Origin of the sequence: Roseivirga sp. (assembly GCF_965216855.1) — a bacterium.
GTDB lineage: Bacteria > Bacteroidota > Bacteroidia > Cytophagales > Cyclobacteriaceae > Roseivirga.
In genome coordinates this window covers 2678380-2696830 of record NZ_OZ244204.1, presented here as the reverse complement: position 1 = coordinate 2696830, position 18451 = coordinate 2678380, and the positions used below count along the sequence as shown (strand labels likewise).

Here is an 18451-nt window from a genome sequence, read left to right as displayed (position 1 = left end):
GATGAGAAAAAACGTTTTCCTGATCCTTGTTGCTATCCACACTATTGCTTTTCTGAAAGCACAAACAATCCCTGTTGGCTCTCCTGTGATAGAATCTTACCTCAGGAGACAACAGCTTTTAGGTAAATTTGATTCATCATTTTCATTTAATTATAGGCCTATTAACCTTTCAAAAAATGGCTTGAGTATTGACACAGCGGTTTTTAACAAATACGATTACTTTAAAAAACTGTCTAACAGTAAGGGAGATACTCAAATAACTCTTCTACCCATTAGTCTAAATCTGGCCTTCGACAGCAACCATCCTGATAGTAGAAATGATGGCGCAATGATCCGGTCCAGAGGTATACAAACTCTTGTTTCTGGGGGAATTTATACTGAGGTTGGTCCACTATCGATACAAATCAAGCCTGAACTTATTATTGCAGAAAATAGAAACTATCAAGGTTTTCCATTATGGCCAAAGCATTACGAAAGTACCTGGCAAATAAGGTACATATGGTTTAATCAAATTGACCTCCCCGAAAGATATGGGACAAGCCCATATTATAATCTAGCTCCTGGCCCATCAAGCATACGTTTGAATAAATGGGGCTTATCTCTAGGTTTATCAACGGAAAACATTTGGTGGGGACCTGCTATAAGGAATAGCTTAATGATGAGTAATAATTCCCAAGGATTTCTTCATTTTACTTTTAATACACAAAAGCCCATTAAGACTCAAATAGGATCATTTGAATGGCAATTTGTAACAGGAAAGCTTGTCGGCTCTGGTCACAAACCTCCTGCCCACGATGTTGTATTTAGAGGAAGAATTCTCTACAGCCCTAAGCCCGATGATTGGAGATATTTCCAAGCCCTTTCCTTTTCTTATGCTCCTAAATGGATAAATGGTCTTTCATTGGGAATTACTCGATGGGTGCAGCAATATAATGAGAATGCAAAGTCAACTGGAAGTTACTTTCCTGTTTTCCAGAACCTTTTTCGTAAAAATGATAAAGAGGAATTTGGTTTCAATCTAACACAAGATCAGGCATTTGGCATATTTGGAAGATGGGTTTGGTTTGATTCTAATGCCGAATTTTATTTTGAACTTGCCAAGAATGATGCACCAATAAATTTCAGAGATTTATTGGTAGATACCGATCATTCAAGAGCGCTGACTGTTGGAGTTAGTAAGTTGTTTCCAACCATAAAAGAAAACGAGTTTTGGCAATTTAACTTTGAATGGACTCAAACTTCACAAACTGAAAGCCGCCTACTAAGAAATTCGTTGAGTTGGTATATTCATAGTAGGGTTAGACATGGTTATACTAACAATGGCGACATCTTAGGCTCTGCTTTAGGCCCGGGTGGTAATGCCCAGTATTTAGAGATTGCAAAAGTTAAGGTCTTCGACAGAATTGGCGGTGCTTTTGAACGCTATGTTCATAACAACGACTTTAATGTTGAAGCTTTCAGTAACGACTTCACGCGATATTGGGTAGACTATAACATCTATGGTTTTTATGAGCGTCAGCTAAAGAATTTCTTCATTAGCGCTTCATTATTCTATACCTATTCATTGAACTATCAATGGGAAGTACTATTTGACCCTAATGACCCTAAGGCATTCCCAGACACTCCAGGTGTTGATAGAAATAACTTAAACTTAGATATTAAACTGACTTACTCATTTTAAGCGGGATACCCAGGAGTCGTGTATTTCCTGAAAGGTCGTTTTTAAATCTTTGGTGATTGCCCAGCCAGGATAGTGATCTTTCATTTTGGACAGATTTGAAATATAACACATATGGTCCCCCGATCTATTTTGATCACTGTAGACATAGCTCATCTCCTTGCCTGAAATAGACTCAATAAGTGCGAAGGCTTCCAAAATAGATACTGAGTTATCTCTTCCTCCCCCAAGGTTATATACTTCACCATTTCTGGGATTATTCAGGAAACACTCTATAAAAGTCGAAACGTCATGAGAGTGAATGTTATCTCTAACCTGCTTTCCTTTATATCCAAAAATCGTGTATTGCTTACCAATGATATTGCATTTGATCAAATAGCTAAGGAAACCGTGAAGTTCTACTCCACTATGATTGGGCCCTGTTAAACAACCTCCACGAAGGCAACATGTTGGCATACCAAAGTATCTCCCATATTCCTGAACCATTACATCAGCTGCCACCTTAGAAGCACCAAAAATGCTGTGTTTTGACTGGTCTATAGTAAAATCTTCACTTATTCCATCAAAGTATTCTGGATCAGCATAATCCCACCTGGAGTCATTTTCAATCAAATTAAGGTTGTTAGGAGCATCTCCATAAACCTTATTGGTAGACATGTGAACAAATGGAATTTGAGTAGAATACTTTCTGGTAGCTTCGAGAAGGTTCATGGTGCCTACCGCATTAACATCAAAGTCGTCATAGGGTCGTGAAGCTGCCAAATCATGACTAGGCTGAGCTGCAGTATGAACAATGGCGTCAGGGCGGTTTTCCTTTACAAATTCCTCTAAGCCTTTCCTATCTCTAATGTCTATTTGAAAATGCGTATAGTTTTGAAACACACTAACCAACCTCCTTGCGTTCCAGGTCGTATCTCCTCCTTCACCGAAGAAGTCAGCCCTCATATTATTATCAATGCCGATTACCTGCCAACCCTTATTTGCAAAATGACTTACTACCTCACTGCCTATCAAGCCGGCAGACCCAGTCACCAATAATTTCTTCATCCTTATGTTTATTTGAGCCGATAAGGCTGCTTGTAGAATATCTTATATTTCAGGAATTCAAAAATAAAGCGGGTATTGGTAACAAAGTACCTTTTTGCCAATCTTTTCGGTTCCATCATTAGTCTGAATAGCCACTCTAAACCATTTTTTTGCATCCAAGATGGGGCTTGCTTTAAAGTACCTGCATGAAAATCGAAAGCGGCCCCAACAGCCATCATTGCCGCATTCACCTTATCCTTATGATTTGCAACCCATAGTTCCTGTCTTGGGCACCCTCTTCCTACCAGAACAATATTTGCTTCGCTCTCATTGATCTTGACAATATCTGCCTGATCTTCTTCCGGAGTTGCTTCTCTAAACCGATCAATGTGAACACCACTAATGATTACATTGGGAAATTGTCTGTCTATAAACTTTTCAAGTAAACCAAGTGTGCTTTCTGTACTTCCAAACAGATATACTCTCAGGTTTTTCTTATTCGCCTTTTCTAAAACCCTCAAAGTTAGTTCAGGACCATAAACCCTATCCTTCATACCAAGCTTATAAAAGCTATTTAATGCCCAACGCACTGGTTGACCATCCGGCACAATCATGTCAATCTGATCAATAACATCTCTTAATTTTGGATTAGTAATGCTTTCGATGAGGCCATGGACAGCCAATGCCGAAACACCGAAACTATTTCTTTCCTCAGCATGCCCAATGATGATGTCAGAGGCAGAGTCGTAGTCCACGTTGGCATACTCAGGCACAAAAAGCTTATGTTTTGTATAATGCTTTAACATTTACAGTATCCTATTATCTGGTTAAACCTTAGCTGTCTGTTCAAGAATCTTTCTGGTCTCTTTTCCCCATGAACTCCAATTGAGTTGAGACTCAAATTTCCTTCTGGCATTCAGTGAAAGCTCGATGTGTAACTCCTCATTGCTAATGAGCCTTTCAATTATTTCCACATAATCATTATAAACTGCATGGTGTGGAAGTAAAAAACCTGTTTTGCCATCTTCAACTATTGAGGAAACACCTCCGGTATTCGTTGAAACTACAGGTAGACCATAAGCCGCTGCTTCACAAAAGACTATACCGTATGTTTCGGCTCTTGTGGGCATAAAGTAAATATCAGCTTCTTCATACAACCGCCTCATCTTCTTTACATCTTCTTCAATATTTTTATTCAAAAATGGGATCACTTTCATATTGGGATGTTCATTAGGGGGAACACAACCACAAACTGTCAATGAAACTTTGTACCCTTTGTCCAACAAAGATTTAAAAGTCTTATGTACAATTGTTCCTCCTTTCCTATTCCAGTCTACCCCTATGAATAATAAATTGATTTGGTCTTTTAATGATCTGGAATTCAAAGAGAGATCATTATCCATGTCCATATTGGCTCCCAATTGTGTTACAAACACAGAATTTGCACCATAAAAATTCACGGCATATTGAGCCGCCCATTCCGAAGAAAAAACCTGAGAGGTTGAATTATCAATTGCCAACTGTTCAATTCTATTGCCCAGTTTTTTTACTAGTGGAGAAATTCCTTTTTCATCATGATAGTAGCTCCATAGCTGACCAAAAGTGGTATCTGAAAAATAGCAGATAGGAATGCTCGTTTTCAAGTAGGCAATCTCCAATGAAGCCACCGGAGCAAAAAGAACATCAACATTGAGATGTTCTAATTTCCGTTCAAAAAACCTTGAGTATGCTTTGCTTCTAGCCGGTAAATGAATGCTTTTTGTTTTAGTACCATATCGAAAAAGATGATAAACTTTGAACAGAAGAATACTCAGGTTCATTCTGATAGTGTCTACAAGGTTTAGTCTGATTGGACCCAGAGCATTCACTTCCTCAAACTGCTCGTTTAGCGCCTGGTACATTCTATAGTAAATGCCGGACCAACTTCTTTTATCTTCTGGATCAAGTGCTGTAATAAACCCAATACGTAAGTTACTTTTCAAGCTATTCTGATTTGACATCTATTTCTCTACTTCTGAGTCAATGCACTTTTTACCACTGTGTGAAATGTTTCGGCAAAGCTATCTTTTGAAAAGGCCATAGCCCTTTTGCTACCCTTTTTTATCCAAGACTCCTGTGATTCTTCATTTTTTAATTGAAGCATACACTCAACGAGTGAGTCTACATCATCCATATCGAAAATCAAAGCAGAAGAATTTGCTACTTCCATTAGCGCGCCTTGATTTGAAATGATAACCGGTATTTCTGACCTCATTGCCTCAATTACCGGTATTCCAAAGCCCTCCTCTCTGGAAGGAAATACATAGGCAAATGCATTTTTATATAAAGCACCCAATTGATGATCTGGCACAAACCCAGGCATCAGCACTCTATGACCGATTTCCAACTTATGTATCAAATTCAGAATCTTGGAATAGTCATCATGAAAAATCCCGACACCCCTACCTCCAGCCAAGACTAAATAGAAGTCCTTAAAATAGTCTCGTTCTATCAATTGAGCGAATGCCCTAACTAATACATCAATGTTTTTTCTACTTTCAAAAATACCAACATGAAGAAAGTATTTTGCTCCTTCAGGTAGATCAGAGATACCAGGTTTTTCGTCTGACAGAGGTAGCTCTTTAGGAGCCTGATAAACCACCCTTAGCTGATGTTCATCGGTAATAATCCTTTTTACCTTATCTCCAATATGATTTGTTGTGACGACTATCTGTGTATCACCATCAAGTCCTGCTTTTACAGATTTCAAAAAATAGGCTCTCCACAGCGGGTTATAGTTGCCTTTTAATTCCCAATAAAATGTATCGTGAAAAACGGTAATACTCCGGGCTCCAAACTTCGTGTATGGCAAGAGATAATCTATAGTTACTACCAGATCGACTCTTTTGAATAGGATTAGAGTAGGCAATACAACTTGCTTCCAAACAAAGTATAAAACGTGGTTCAGGATTTTCTTCAGTGGGTTAACCTTTCCGCGAAGAAAGCTTGTACTATTGAGCTTCCTCCAGTTAGGATATATAATGTATTCGACTTCCGATTGGTCCAACTCCTCCAGACCAGATAACAGCTGAACCGTATAGGTTCTAATCCCGGTTAATGCCTGAATTAAGTGAAAAGAATCTAAAAGTACTCTGGGCCTATTCTTCATCTGCTCATCTCAAGTCTCCCAGTGCTCATACCTTCTTCCCTAACTGACCTTCTAAATTTTTGATATAGGGTCTCCGCATGACCTATCAGCCACCATGAAATTAGGGAAACATAGATATAAGCTTCTGCATTAGCCGTGAAGAGTGGCAATAGCATACCAAACTTAACAGAAGCCGCTACAAATGGGATAACTCCATCCCTTCTTGAAGGCGAAAGTCTGAATGCTCTCCAGGAATTTCTAATGCCATAATACAGCATACCAATATAGAGAAGCATGCCAATGACTCCCATTTGCACACCATAGATCAGATATTGGTTTTCACCTCCAACTATCAGGTCCTTTTCAACTCCTCCTGCATTTCCACTCATAGCCAAACCAATACCCATAGGGTTTGAGATTATACTGTTTACTGCATTCAGCCAGTCAACTATATGTGTGAGACTTGATGAGTTCTGAAATGTTAAAGTATCCACCACAAAATATAGAATGTCATTCGCAGCAAAGAATACTATGTAGATACCAATGATGACTGATATGCTCAAAGCAACACCTATTAGCTTATAATATCTCAGCATCAGTGCCATAAACCCTAGCAAGAGAAAAAAGGAAGCAAATGATGCTCTTGAGTAGGCAAATAAGAGACAAATAAATGCGCAAAAGAGGAAGCCCAAGTATTTGAACTTATTCGACCTATATGGCACCGAGACCAGATATATTACACCAATAGATGCTACAACTAACATAGAAGCGGCCAACTCTAATGGGTGTGCAAAGAAGGCTCCATACCTAGGCCGGCCTCCTTCAGCTTCAAAAGTCCAGGCCAAACCGTAACTACCTTGTGGCTCTTCTCCGGTGAAAAAGGTATTATACTTAGCGTATCCAGCAATGGTGTGAAAATGAGTACCAATAGCTTTTTCAAAAGTCACTAAAACACATGCCAGGATAGTAGTAATGAATATTACCTTAACAACCTTATTCCACTCTCTGAAACTGATATTGACATTGCGCCCAAAACAGTAAAAAATACCGATTAGGAATATATTCTTAAGATAAATAGCTCGATTGGTTACTGTTGCCTCACCCAGGCCCAGAGCGAAAAAGAGTATTGCCAGCCCTATAAACGCCAGAAAAATTTTATCTAATCCTGAAATATCCCATGTCTTATCCAGAAGTCTCCTTTGACCAAAAATCCACAGTCCAAAGGCACTAAAAATGATAACCTCTTTAGAATATTGAATCAGCTTAATTATCAGAGGCGATCCAAAAGCATCAAAATTACTGGTTAAGAAAAGAGCATAAACTGGAAAGAAAGTAACGGCATACAAAAAGACACTTTGTAGATTTCCCCTTATTACCTGATGTATCGTATAGCCAAAAAAAGCTATATAAAGTATAAGAAGTATGGCGGCAACTAAAATCATCAGATCGACTCAGGCTAGAACCAAATTTATTAATAAATCAATGACTGAGCACTGAGCTATAGATATTAAGTAGGTTCGAATATCCTTTATCCTTTGAATACTTTTCGAAATAAGACTTAAGAGCATTTTTTCCAAAAGACTCAACCAAATCTTCGTCTTTATCCAGTCGTTCTACGGCCTTGAGGAAATCCTGGGTATGGTCGTATTTCAAACCATTAATTTCATTTTCAATCATGGAAGACATAGCTCCGGTATTTCTGGCGACTACCGGTTTCTGATGAGAAAATGCTTCAAGTATTACCATAGGCATTCCCTCATAATACTTAGAAGGGAACAATACTGCTTTACACTTTCTCATGTGTTCTAAAACTACACTCCTCTCTTGTTCACCCAAATAATCTACATTTTCGAACTCTTCAAATATTGCCGGCTCCTCAGCCTTACCTATGAGTATGAACTGAGCAGTTTTGTTGTGCTTAAATAGTTGCAGCAAATCCTGAAGACCTTTCGAATCATTGAGTCTTCCAACAAAAAGAAAGAATGAACCATGCTCAATATTTGTTCCTGCCTGAGTTAAAAAGTTGGGTTTAACTACAGCTTTTGCCTCCGGTAGCCCTCCTGATACAAGCTTCTGTTTCTGGAACTCGGTAAGGCAAATATATTTGTCTATTAAATTGTCCCAGGTACCCTTATTTCTATGATACTGAATAACATGTGCCTGAGCAGCAGTTGCGAGGTATGAACCCCGATAACACTTGTACTGAATAGAATGATAAAGACTCTTATTGATGCACAGCTCACAGACCTCACCTTTCTGGAATAGCAGACTGTTGGTGCATATCATTTTATAATTGTGCAGGGTTTGAACTACAGGAATATTCCGGGACCGACATACCTCATAAACAACAGGTGTAATTATTGGGAATGTATTATGCACATGACAGACATCAGGCTTTTCAGTATCGAGTAGTAGTCCAAATTCATTAGCAATCTTTGATGAGGCATTGAGAGAAAGTAACATTCTAATCCGCTCAAGCTTTGAAAAACTATCTAAATCGGAGTTATCCTTGATGAATTGGATTACCTCATGGCCATTTTCTTCCATGACTAACTTCTCTTCATTCAGTACGGCTTCCTCTCCCGTTTTTCCCTGATAAATATTATGAACCTGAACTATTTTCATTGATTTCTAAAAGTGCTTCATTCAGATATTTAGCGGGTCATACCATGTTTGACACCCCTCAATGCAAACCTTAGCTTTTTAAACCTTCCCCTTATCACAAAATACCCGAGCCTCAATACTATTTTACCCGTGAGGTTTAACCAGGCCCCGATTAAATTGACACCCCTTGCATACCTTCTAACCATGTATAAGTGGTTTCTGATGACCATGTAATGAGCAAATGGAGAAACATTACCCTCATTATGCCCCTTTCTGTTTTCTTCAGACATTCCAACTTCATGATAAACTATGGAAAAACCATCATAGACAAGCTTATACCCTAGTTTTCTGATCTTAAACGACCAGTCACTATCCTCATAATAGATAAAGAATTTCTGGTCTAACAGCCCAATTTGTTTGATAATCTCTGACCGGGTCAGGAAGCAGCAACCCGTGATCCAATCTACTTCATTAGACGTGTCATATTGTCCTCGATCCTTCTCATTAAAGCCTCTTGTTTTAGAGGTAAAAAAGAAATTGTTAAAGAAACCTCCCGCATTCCAAATTACATCTCTTTCCTTATTGTAAAGAATTTTAGGTTGAACAGCGCCTATATCCGGGTCAGAAACGAGCCTTTTCACCAACGAACTAGCCAAATCTGGTGTGACAATTGTGTCGTTATTCAGAAGCATGACAAGCTCAAAATCATTTTCGAGAGCAAACTGAATTCCAGTATTGTTGCCTCCGGTGAATCCTAAGTTTTCAGTATTTCTCAAAAGTGTAATCTCTGGAAAACTGGACATTAGTCGATCACCCGAGTCATCCTCTGAACCATTATCAACTACCACTACTGTAAACTCGGGATAATCCAGAGACCGAAGAGATTCCAAACAATTGGCAGTAACCTCATAACTATTCCAGTTAACTATCACTATGGCCAATGATGGGAAATAAGATGGGTCGGGGAGACTCATTTCTTTAATCTTCGCTTTGTATGTATGAAATTCAATACTTTTGAGATCTTCCTGAGAAGGGTCAAAGATGAAAAAAAATAGCGATTATTTAGAGTACCCGGATATTGATAAATATGCCCTAACCGAAAATCTGTCCAGAGAGGTTTTAGTTAAGGGCTTTGAGGTAGAGAAGCACTACCATCAATTGTTGAAAATTGAGAGCAATCCTGAAAAAAGAAGCCTCTTATATGATGAATTTTATTCGAAGCTTTTACCCATCTATGCTCGGGATAATAGTAAACTCTCTGGCAAAAATCCAAAGGAGAAGTATGTCAAACTATTTAAGCCAGAATTAAAGAATAAGTCAATTGTTGATTTTGGTTGTGGACAGGGTTTTATGCTACAGAGCATTGATGAGCGTCTTCCTGTTAAGCAACTTGTCGGTATAGATGTGTATATACCAACAGAGCTTAAAAAGCATTCGAAAATTGATTTTGTAGAAGCGAATATTGTCAACTATCAACCTGACAAACACTTCGATGTGGCTCTTTCTGACAATGTAATTGAGCATTTGGTGTATGATGATGCCAAGACACACCTCGGAAATATCTATGGGAGCCTAAACAATGGGGGGAAATTAATCATCATCATGCCCAACCGACTCTTCGGCCCATGGGATGTTACCCGAATCAAAGACTTCTCTCAATCAGGAAGAACTCCTGCACAAGGAGGTCATGTCAATGAATCTACCCATTCTGAGATGGTTAAACTATTACAAGAAATAGGCTTCACCAGGTTCTCAACTATTATCCCTGTTCCGAAACTTAAATATTACTTATTCAGAAGAATAAGAGTCAGTTATAAGTGGATTACGTTTATTGAAAGCTCTCCATTAATCATGAAGCTAATTAAGTCAATCAAGTTCAAGGGAGAGTGTATACTCAAGTTTCCTGTTCTGTTGATTGCTGATAAATAGGAACTTTTTAGGGAGCTGAAAAGGCCTTATTTGGCTTTTTCCAGAAGTCATAAATCCCCTTATCCAGTTCGTATTCAGACCAAACAAACCGCTCCCTTGAAGGCTGCGATTTTGCCCAGCTCCACATTTCCTCTAAGCCTTCCTGAAGAGTCGTTTTATCATTGAAACCAAGAATCTCGACTGATTTTTCCCAGGTGGGGTGCGCATTCTTCACTTCATGTCTCTGCTCCAAATATTGGATTTCTCCGCCTCCCATAACATCAATAAGTAATTCGGCTGCATTCTTAATGGAGTATTCTATACCAGAACCAAGATTTATAATTTGTTTAGAAGCCTCTGGTGCAGAAGCCGCATTCCAAAGTGGCTCCAAGCAATCGTTTATACAACTAAACGCTCGCTTTTGACTACCATCTCCAAAAACGGTGAGCGGCTGATCATTAATGTACTGGTACATCCAAATACCAAGCACATTGCGATAAACATCCCAGATGTTCTGTTTGATACCATATACATTATGAGGTCTTATGATACACCAGTCCAGACCGTGCTGTTCACCCGCTACCTTAATGTCCATTTCACAGGCATACTTGGCAATACCATAAGGGTCTATTGGTGCGGGCTGATGCGACTCATCAAATGGAGGCTCACCATCTCCATATACAGCCATAGAACTGGTGAACACTAATCTCTCCACTCCAAACCGAATACACTCATTAACTAAATTGGCGGTCGCTAATAGGTTATTTTGATAGTTATATTTACGAATAAATGGAGAAAGCCCTTCTGCTGCATAAGCCGCCAAATGATATACATACTGTGGCTGATGCTTTTTAAATATCTCGCGAATTTCTTCTGAAGCACAATCAGTCTCATAAAAAATCACCTTATCATTTACATTAGACTGATAGCCTCCACTTAAATTATCAATTCCAATAACATCATATTCCTTCTGATTATCGATCAACCAATCGGCTAACCTGCTACCAATTAAACCGGCCACTCCGGTAACCACAACACTCTTTCTCATTAAACATCTGTATTACTACCAACAAGCTTTAAAACTATTATTGATAGGCTTATCATTCTTTCACAATTTGAGGATTAAATTCTAAGCTAAAATCCACATTCGCAAGCTAAACCATTAAATTTGAAACCATCAGAAAAAGTAATCCTTTAAAATTTGACAGGATTGATTATCTATGACCCTTCAATATGAGTTTTGATAGAACAAAGTTAGGTACCTCTGACCTGGAAAAATACTTTCACAATAACGAAAGGCGACTAATACACAAATGGAATCATTACTTCGATATCTATGAACGTCATTTTAACAGGTTTAGAAATCAACCCATTGTAATCCTTGAAATTGGGGTTTTCCATGGAGGCAGTTTACAAATGTGGAAAGACTACTTTGGAAATAAAGTTCAAATCCATGGTGTTGATATCAATCCTGACTGTAAAAAACTCGAGGAAGACCAGGTTCAAATCCACATAGGTTCTCAAACAGATAGAGCGTTTCTTCGGAAACTGAAAGAGCAGATACCAAAAGTAGATATTCTAATCGATGATGGTGGGCATACTATGAAGCAGCAGCAAACCACCTTTGAAGAACTTTATGACCATGTCAAAGAAGATGGCGTCTATCTGTGTGAAGACACCCATTCGTCTTATTGGATTGAATATGGAGGAGGGTTAAAAAGAAGAAAAACCTTCATGGAATTTAGCAAGAACCTGATAGATTCACTCAATGCATTCCACAGCAGACAAGGTAGTTTTAAACCTGACTCCTTCACAAAATCTGCAGACTCTATTCATTTTTATGATAGTATCGTGGTCATCGAGAAAAGGAAACGGTCTGCACCAATTGATCTCAAGAGTGGCGAGGAGAGTTTTCCCTATGATTATCATCACAATGGATCTAAAACGAAATACAGAATCTTACTGTCAATCAATAAAGTCCTTCAGTTTTTGAGACTTCCAGGTTTTATTTGGAGGTAGCTTTTCCCCTCAACCCTGCTTTTCCGATTAGGTAATGATGTATCCAATAGTTGAAGAACTCTGATATGATTAAGGCTATAGCCAAGCCAATACTTCCAAAATAGTAAGAGCCCAGACTACTTAAGCACAGCATTAAACCAGTAGTTATCCAAATTGCTTTGGCCAAAATCTGCTTTTGTTCAGTTACCAAAATCTTGATCATATTTGGCACATTCAGCATACCAATGAAGGGCAGGAAAGATAACAACCTCATCAGGGTGATACTCAACTCTACATGTTCACCTGTCAGAAATTGAATAATCCACGAAGCGGTTACTGAAACAGCCACTCCAACCGCAAATGTGATTAAAAGTCCGTTTTTATAACTCCTATTCAAGTACCCCTCGTACGCTTCTATATTCTCGCTATAAAGCCTGGTGGCATTTTGAAGAATAGATTGAGTAAGAAAAACAGGAATCATCCTTAAGAGAATCGATACTCTTTGAGCAACAGCATAATATCCCAATTCGGTGTTGCTAACGAAGCTTCCTAAAAGGATGAAGCCTCCGTTCACAAGAATATAGGATGCTATAGTTGAGGAAAAAAACTGAAAGTTATCGGCAATTCTCGAACCTACTCTTTGAAAAGATACCCACTGAAAACGAATGGCTTCATATCGGTAGATAAAAAATAGTAAGAGACCATTCACCCCTACTCCTGTGACCCCCAGGCTGAAGTTTACCCACTTGGCATCGTCCGGATTTTTAACCAACAACAAAACCAAAACGAGATACAAAAGCTTAGCTATAGCATTCGTCTTAGAAATCCACGACAGACGATCAAAGCCCTGCAATATAAACATTGGGTATAAGGCATCATTGACAAGAAGCAAAACTGAGAATAGCAGAATCGTTGAATAGTCGGAAAAGAAGTTAGAGTACCCAGTCAGGATGTACACTATGATCATCAATAGAAATGCAATAGCCAAACGAGTGACTATTATTTCATTGATAATCTGCTGTTTCGATTCCTTTTTATCCCTAACCAGGGCAAGTTGCTTAGGCACATTGAGGCCAAAACCGTAGTTGACAAGAATACCAAAAAGTAAAATGACAGTGAGTGCCAGACTAATCAAGCCGTATTGATCTTCACCAAGCCTTTTGAACAGATAAGGAGTAAGAACAATGGCAGTTAGTAAATTGGCCCCGTGGTTGAGTGAGAGATGAAGGAAATTTGAGAACGTTTTCCCCTTAATTAACAATAAGATACGTTGCTGAAATTGACTCAAGTGCTTCTCTTTAATCTACTTCCTTCAGCGCACTCAGGTATATCTGCCTCAGCAAGAAATAGAAGGTCATAATGAGTACACCAAGAAATCCTCCGATAACAAGAGTCTTAAACAAACTCCATCGGTTATCATTTAGAGGGTAAAGTGGCTTGTCAATAATCTGAATCAAAGGCATTTGATTCCTATGAGCTACCTTCGCCAACTCCAATTGCTTTACAATCTCCTGATAAATAACACTATTGGCTTGAACATCTATTAGTGCCTTCTGATAAGGCACTTGCGAAGTTTTATATAGTGGGTTCGGATTGGGTATGTTCTCATCAATTTGGGCCAAATTAAAAATAGAAGCATCGAGCACACGCTTAACACTATCAGCCTGAGTTTGCAGAATATTTAAGTTAGCTGCGGTCTTCTTAGTCTTGGTTTCCAGATAGAAGCTATTTACATTTTTTACATGTTCATCAGTAAATAGCTTTGCTAAAACCTCATCCTTATGAGTAAAACCAACTTCAAGGATAGCCGCCCGTCTATTTGGCTTACCAACCGTCAGGAAGGTTTCATTAATCAGCTTCACTGATTCCTTCATTAGGCTATCCTGAGTTCGGCTAAAATTGTCTCTTGGCCTGGAAAAGTCTGTAAGCTGAATACCTTCCTTTTCCCAGGCTGACTCGAACTTATTGGACCTGGCGAATCTATCAATCATCAGTGCTTCCTGTCCATCGATATCTACTTGAGTCAATAAAGTCTTTTCAATCATTCTTCTAGACCTGTAGAGTTCCTCAATATTATCCATCTGAAACAGTACACTGCTCTCTGATAAAGAACCTATATTGACCCCTGCTAAAGAAGCTAAAGAGCCTAACTCTCCAAGACCTCCTCCAGAATCCTTGTCAAGAACAAATGTAGTTTTAGCCTCATATGATTTTGGCTTCAAGTAATTAAAAGCCAACAATAGAAGTATCATCACTATGGTACCAATTCCTATTTTTAGCCATTTAGACAAAAGAAATCTGATCCAAAACTGAAGTCTTCGAATCAAAAACCCCAGAGATATTTTCTCTTCTTCGATATAATGCTTTTCCTGAGCCATTTTAATTATTCTGGCTGATTTGATTAACAACTAAGGCCAGGGTAGCAAGACCACTGGTTATTGCCAGCACATCCTGAAGGCGCACGGGCACCTTTAATGGCTTTGTCGGTACGATTATCTCTGCACCAGGAGCTGGCTTTGGATAAAACTTCAGAAACAGGAAGCTCTTAGTTCTGGCCACTTCACCATTGGCATAAACCACATAAGTGCCTTTCTTTTTAGCTCTATAATCGAAACCTCCTGCATTATTAATGTAGTACTTAAGAGACTTCCCTTCTACAAACCTGCTCGTGGTTGGATAGAGAAGCTTACCTCGCATTCTGACTGTTTCAGATCTCTTGGGAACAATCAGAACATCTCCTTCTTCCAGTAATAGGTCTGAAACCGAACCAGGAAATTGAATAATTGACTGCAAATCAATACCTATTGCTTCTGCCTGTTTCAATTCAATATTGGTTGTTAGTGCATTTCTCTGTATAACTTCTTTAATTCTCTCCCGTTTGGCATAGTTTGAAAAGCTCTGATTACTCTCATTTCTCATTTCCAAATCAGCAATATCTTCTTCAATCCTAGAGATCATGGCCATTTCAGCTTCTGTCAGTAAGTCTGGAGACCTATCAAATTTTTCCTGTAACCTGATAAGATCGTCTATCTGCTTCTCAATATCCGTTGGCTCTTCATAGAATTCAGTCTTTCTAATGAGGGTCGCCCCTTCAATGAAAGCAAATTGGTTAAGCCCCCCGGCCCTTTCCAACAAGTCTGAAATTCTCTCACCTTGATTTTTGATTGAATATTGCCCTGGAGAATTTACCTGGCCTTCAACTGTAACCAACTGCTGTCTTGTATAAACAGGATTTCTTCTGATAATTACCTGATCATAGGGTGTAAGAATAAAGTCCCTACCTGTCTCCAGGTCTCCATTCAGGTCGATATTGAAAGTGAAAGTATCGGAAAGACCATAGGCCTCATCAGAAGCAGAAATCACCCTTCTTGAAACCTCTATATTACCCCCAAAAGCAGAAGAGGTAAGTCCTCCTGACAATAACAGTGCATCCCTTACAGTAGTCCCCTGAGAAAAGTCAATCAACCCTGGTTCATTAACCTCTCCAATTACTTCAATGAATGATTCCTCCTTCAAGTCATTGGTTGAAAAAATTGTCACTACGTCTTCTCTCCTCAGCTCGAAATCATCAGAGCCATTCAGCACGTTCGAGAGGTTGAAAGAAATAGTTTCGGTTGTTAAATCATCATTGGACCTCTTCACCAATGCTCTGGACAGTAAAGCATCTGGCCTGACTCCTTCTGTTTTTTCCAATAGCTGGCCGATAGTAAGCCCCTCTCCTATTGAATAATTCCCAGGCCTAAAAACCGCTCCCGTCACTACCACTCTATTAGCAAACCGGTTCAATACTTCCGCCACAAAGAATTGATCTCCAGGCTTTGTACTAAATACCTCAAATTGATCGGCATTTATATCTGCAACCAGTTTCTGTCCATTTTGAATCCGGTTTAATTTGACAGATTCTGTAAATGCATTCTCAGAAAAGCCTCCGGTATAGTTCAGTAAATCAGAGACAGTTTCATTCTCTAATAGTTCAAACCTTCCGGCTATTTTAACTGCTCCCGACACTGAAACTCTATTGGTGTAAGGTGCCACTAAGATCACATCGCCATTTTCAACCCGATTATCTCCTTCAATAAATCCATTCTGCAGAAACTGATACAGGTCAATTTTAGAAAGAAGCTGCCCCTTTCTGAAATGTCTGATTTCCCTTAAAGTACCGTTCTCAGTAACTCCACCCGCGGCATACAAAGCATTGAATACGGTATTTAGAGCACTCAAATTATAGGTACCAGGAATGGCTACCTGACCAACTATGTTCACACTAACACTTCTCACCTGACCTAATGAAAGGTTAAGGAATGTATTAGGGGTATTTCCCTTCAACCCATCATACAAAGTACTTAATCGTGCGATAACCCTTGTTTTAGCTTGCTGAATTGACAGACCACTTAAGGAAATAGGCCCAATATTCTCCAGGAGGATATTTCCATCTGGATTAATTTCTGCCTGATAGTAGCTTTCTGAAGCTCCATATATATCTATGAAGACCTCATCTCCCGCTCCCAACACATAATTATCTGGTGTGGGTATATTCTGATTGGTCTGAAATGAGAGGAATGAGCCCTTTCTGAAAACATCTAAGCCATAAATATCAGAATTGACATCGTTGAGCGCTTGAAGAGAATCAGTATAAGATTGTCTTAGCCTTGTAGATTCTACCGGAGCCCCTTGCGCCCTACTGGCTCTGGCTGTCTTTACTGAATTAATCCTTTCATTCAGCAGAGAAATATCAGAGGCCGAAAGACCTTGAGACTGTGCCAAACTAATTAAGTCCTGTTCGGAGTAACCCATAGCACGGGCCTGTTTAATATATGACTCAATCTGCTGATCTGACAATGATGAGATATTCATTGACGAAAAATCAGGCAACGTCTGGCCAATCAATTGACCATTAAAATAAATTAATCCAAAGAATAAAAGGAAAAGATTAGTTAAAAGATATGATCTCATTCTTGCGCTTAAACTTCAACGCAAGATAAGAGATTAAAGGAAAAGAGAGGGAATTGAAAGGAAGGAAAACTACCCAGCGTTTTTAGAAATAGAAACCACCTTTGTTTCTTCTCTCGAAACACGATTTCTTTCTTTAAGTTCTTCCTTACGTCTTTCAATTGCAGCCTTAAAGATAAGGTCAAGAATAGTCCCCAAAGCAACAACAGTTATTAAAATGGAAGGTATAACAACTGAGTCAGAAAAGTCTTTTAAAACTAAGGCAAGCAAGACAAAGATTATGTTAACCGTTACCAATATGCCAGTTGCCTGGGCATGATTACACCCTAGCCTGAGTAGGATATGGTGAACATGTGTTCTATCAGGGTGCATAGGGGATTTTCCTCTAAGCACCCTCTTTACAAAAACCCTGAACGTATCGGCCAATGGCAGTATCAATACCGCTACTGCAGTACCGATAGATCCTCCAAAAGAATACTCACCACCAGAAGTATGGTTAAAATCAATAAATTCGATAGCCATTATCGAAAGAAAGAATCCAATAAATAGAGATCCTGTATCACCCATAAAAATTTTCGAAGGGGCCCAGTTATAATTCAAAAAGGCTAATAGCGCACCGCAAAGAGAAAGGGAAATTAATGCAAACCCTGTTTGTTCATTCAAAAAGAAGAAAACCCCAAAAAAGAGAGAAGCTATTACACCTACCGAACCAGAAAGTCCATCAATGCCATCAATCAGGTTATAGGCATTGGTAATCACAATGATGGTAAAAAGACTCAGGATATAACTTAATCCAAGAGGAATTTGTTCAACTCCGAATAGGTTATAAAGTGAAGTAAATCTAATATCACAAATAGAGACAATGATCATAGCTGCAGCTACCTGTCCTATAAGTTTTTGATAAGCTCTCAGATTAATTAAGTCATCCCTAAAGCCAATAATAAACATGATAGAAATAGCGCTGAGCACATATTTTACCTCTCTCAAAGTTTCAAAAGGCGACCAAATGAGCACAGCAATGGCAAAACCAATAAAGATTGGAAGTCCCCCCATAGCCGGAGTTCTAGCCGTATGTATTTTCCTTCCTCCTGGATCGTCTAAAAAATTCCTCCTTTTGAAGAATTTAATGAATACTGGAAACATTAAGAATGTTAAGAGAA

Annotated in this window: 15 protein-coding genes; 3 read left to right on the top strand and 12 right to left on the bottom strand. The window is 38.9% G+C overall.

Translation table 11 applies throughout. The features are described 5' to 3' along the window. The first annotated feature begins 1 nt into the window (after nt 1). Nucleotides 2-1681 (top strand): capsule assembly Wzi family protein, encoded by a 1680-nt coding sequence (locus ACOOEY_RS11930; protein WP_420384943.1) that lies wholly within the window; start codon nt 2-4, stop codon nt 1679-1681. Here the strand turns inward: ACOOEY_RS11930 and ACOOEY_RS11925 are convergent. The 7 genes from ACOOEY_RS11925 to ACOOEY_RS11895 are packed head-to-tail and all read right to left on the bottom strand — an operon-like array spanning nt 1673 to nt 9409. Beyond that, a complete protein-coding gene (locus tag ACOOEY_RS11925; protein ID WP_420384942.1) occupies nt 1673-2725 on the bottom strand; it encodes an NAD-dependent epimerase/dehydratase family protein in 1053 nt (350 codons plus the stop codon). The genes ACOOEY_RS11930 and ACOOEY_RS11925 overlap by 9 nt on opposite strands. Nucleotides 2726-2733: 8 nt before the next feature. Continuing rightward, complete coding sequence (locus ACOOEY_RS11920) at nt 2734-3510, bottom strand: WecB/TagA/CpsF family glycosyltransferase (RefSeq protein WP_420384941.1); 777 nt, start codon at nt 3508-3510, stop codon at nt 2734-2736. 21 nt (nt 3511-3531) lie between these two features. Next, nucleotides 3532-4686, bottom strand: coding sequence for a glycosyltransferase family 4 protein (locus tag ACOOEY_RS11915; protein WP_420384940.1), 1155 nt, complete (start codon nt 4684-4686; stop codon nt 3532-3534). 26 nt (nt 4687-4712) lie between these two features. After that, nucleotides 4713-5852 carry a glycosyltransferase family 4 protein gene (locus tag ACOOEY_RS11910; protein WP_420384939.1) on the bottom strand — a complete coding sequence of 380 codons (1140 nt, stop codon included), beginning with the start codon at nt 5850-5852 and terminating at the stop codon, nt 4713-4715. After that, nucleotides 5849-7273, bottom strand: coding sequence for an O-antigen ligase family protein (locus ACOOEY_RS11905; RefSeq protein ID WP_420384938.1), 1425 nt, complete (start codon nt 7271-7273; stop codon nt 5849-5851). Before ACOOEY_RS11905 ends, ACOOEY_RS11910 begins: the two co-directional genes overlap by 4 nt. A gap of 37 nt (nt 7274-7310) precedes the next feature. After that, on the bottom strand, nt 7311-8456 hold the full coding sequence (locus tag ACOOEY_RS11900) for a glycosyltransferase family 4 protein (RefSeq protein WP_420384937.1): 1146 nt from the start codon (nt 8454-8456) through the stop codon (nt 7311-7313). 29 nt (nt 8457-8485) lie between these two features. After that, complete coding sequence (locus ACOOEY_RS11895; protein WP_420384936.1) at nt 8486-9409, bottom strand: glycosyltransferase family 2 protein; 924 nt, start codon at nt 9407-9409, stop codon at nt 8486-8488. A 67-nt stretch (nt 9410-9476) separates the two neighbouring features. Between ACOOEY_RS11895 and ACOOEY_RS11890 the strand changes: the two genes are divergently transcribed. Next, nucleotides 9477-10364 (top strand): class I SAM-dependent methyltransferase, encoded by an 888-nt coding sequence (locus ACOOEY_RS11890; RefSeq protein ID WP_420384935.1) that lies wholly within the window; start codon nt 9477-9479, stop codon nt 10362-10364. 7 nt (nt 10365-10371) lie between these two features. On the opposite strand, the gene ACOOEY_RS11885 is transcribed toward ACOOEY_RS11890, so the two are convergent. Further along, nucleotides 10372-11391, bottom strand: a complete 1020-nt coding sequence (locus ACOOEY_RS11885; RefSeq protein ID WP_420384934.1) for an NAD-dependent epimerase/dehydratase family protein — start codon at nt 11389-11391, stop codon at nt 10372-10374. Between the two features lie 185 nt (nt 11392-11576). Between ACOOEY_RS11885 and ACOOEY_RS11880 the strand changes: the two genes are divergently transcribed. After that, nucleotides 11577-12362: a class I SAM-dependent methyltransferase gene (locus ACOOEY_RS11880; RefSeq protein ID WP_420384933.1), complete on the top strand. Its 786-nt coding sequence runs from the start codon at nt 11577-11579 to the stop codon at nt 12360-12362. Here the strand turns inward: ACOOEY_RS11880 and ACOOEY_RS11875 are convergent. The 4 genes from ACOOEY_RS11875 to ACOOEY_RS11860 all read right to left on the bottom strand — a co-directional run bounded on the left by ACOOEY_RS11875 (nt 12349) and on the right by ACOOEY_RS11860 (nt 18434). Beyond that, nucleotides 12349-13629: an oligosaccharide flippase family protein gene (locus ACOOEY_RS11875; RefSeq protein WP_420384932.1), complete on the bottom strand. Its 1281-nt coding sequence runs from the start codon at nt 13627-13629 to the stop codon at nt 12349-12351. The two genes, ACOOEY_RS11880 and ACOOEY_RS11875, sit on opposite strands and share 14 nt — an antisense overlap. A gap of 10 nt (nt 13630-13639) precedes the next feature. Further along, entirely contained in the window at nt 13640-14719 is a 1080-nt protein-coding gene (locus ACOOEY_RS11870) for an exopolysaccharide biosynthesis protein (RefSeq protein WP_420384931.1), read from the bottom strand. Between the two features lies 1 nt (nt 14720). Next, nucleotides 14721-17195, bottom strand: coding sequence for an SLBB domain-containing protein (locus ACOOEY_RS11865; RefSeq protein ID WP_420384930.1), 2475 nt, complete (start codon nt 17193-17195; stop codon nt 14721-14723). Nucleotides 17196-17363: 168 nt separating this feature from the next. Continuing rightward, complete coding sequence (locus tag ACOOEY_RS11860) at nt 17364-18434, bottom strand: MraY family glycosyltransferase (RefSeq protein WP_420384929.1); 1071 nt, start codon at nt 18432-18434, stop codon at nt 17364-17366. Nucleotides 18435-18451: the final 17 nt, after the last annotated feature.

Bases quoted from the DNA above. Each gene is read 5' to 3' on its own strand.
- ACOOEY_RS11885 (WP_420384934.1), bottom strand. From the start codon at position 11,391: ATGAGAAAGAGTGTTGTGGTTACCGGAGTGGCCGGTTTAATTGGTAGC.
- ACOOEY_RS11925 (WP_420384942.1), bottom strand. From the start codon at position 2,725: ATGAAGAAATTATTGGTGACTGGGTCTGCCGGCTTGATAGGCAGTGAG.
- ACOOEY_RS11860 (WP_420384929.1), bottom strand. From the start codon at position 18,434: ATGTTTCCAGTATTCATTAAATTCTTCAAAAGGAGGAATTTTTTAGAC.
- ACOOEY_RS11870 (WP_420384931.1), bottom strand. From the start codon at position 14,719: ATGGCTCAGGAAAAGCATTATATCGAAGAAGAGAAAATATCTCTGGGG.
- ACOOEY_RS11910 (WP_420384939.1), bottom strand. From the start codon at position 5,852: ATGAAGAATAGGCCCAGAGTACTTTTAGATTCTTTTCACTTAATTCAG.
- ACOOEY_RS11900 (WP_420384937.1), bottom strand. From the start codon at position 8,456: ATGAAAATAGTTCAGGTTCATAATATTTATCAGGGAAAAACGGGAGAG.
- ACOOEY_RS11905 (WP_420384938.1), bottom strand. From the start codon at position 7,273: ATGATTTTAGTTGCCGCCATACTTCTTATACTTTATATAGCTTTTTTT.
- ACOOEY_RS11865 (WP_420384930.1), bottom strand. From the start codon at position 17,195: ATGAATATCTCATCATTGTCAGATCAGCAGATTGAGTCATATATTAAA.
- ACOOEY_RS11930 (WP_420384943.1), top strand. From the start codon at position 2: ATGAGAAAAAACGTTTTCCTGATCCTTGTTGCTATCCACACTATTGCT.
- ACOOEY_RS11895 (WP_420384936.1), bottom strand. From the start codon at position 9,409: ATGAGTCTCCCCGACCCATCTTATTTCCCATCATTGGCCATAGTGATA.
- ACOOEY_RS11890 (WP_420384935.1), top strand. From the start codon at position 9,477: ATGAAAAAAAATAGCGATTATTTAGAGTACCCGGATATTGATAAATAT.
- ACOOEY_RS11920 (WP_420384941.1), bottom strand. From the start codon at position 3,510: ATGTTAAAGCATTATACAAAACATAAGCTTTTTGTGCCTGAGTATGCC.
- ACOOEY_RS11880 (WP_420384933.1), top strand. From the start codon at position 11,577: ATGAGTTTTGATAGAACAAAGTTAGGTACCTCTGACCTGGAAAAATAC.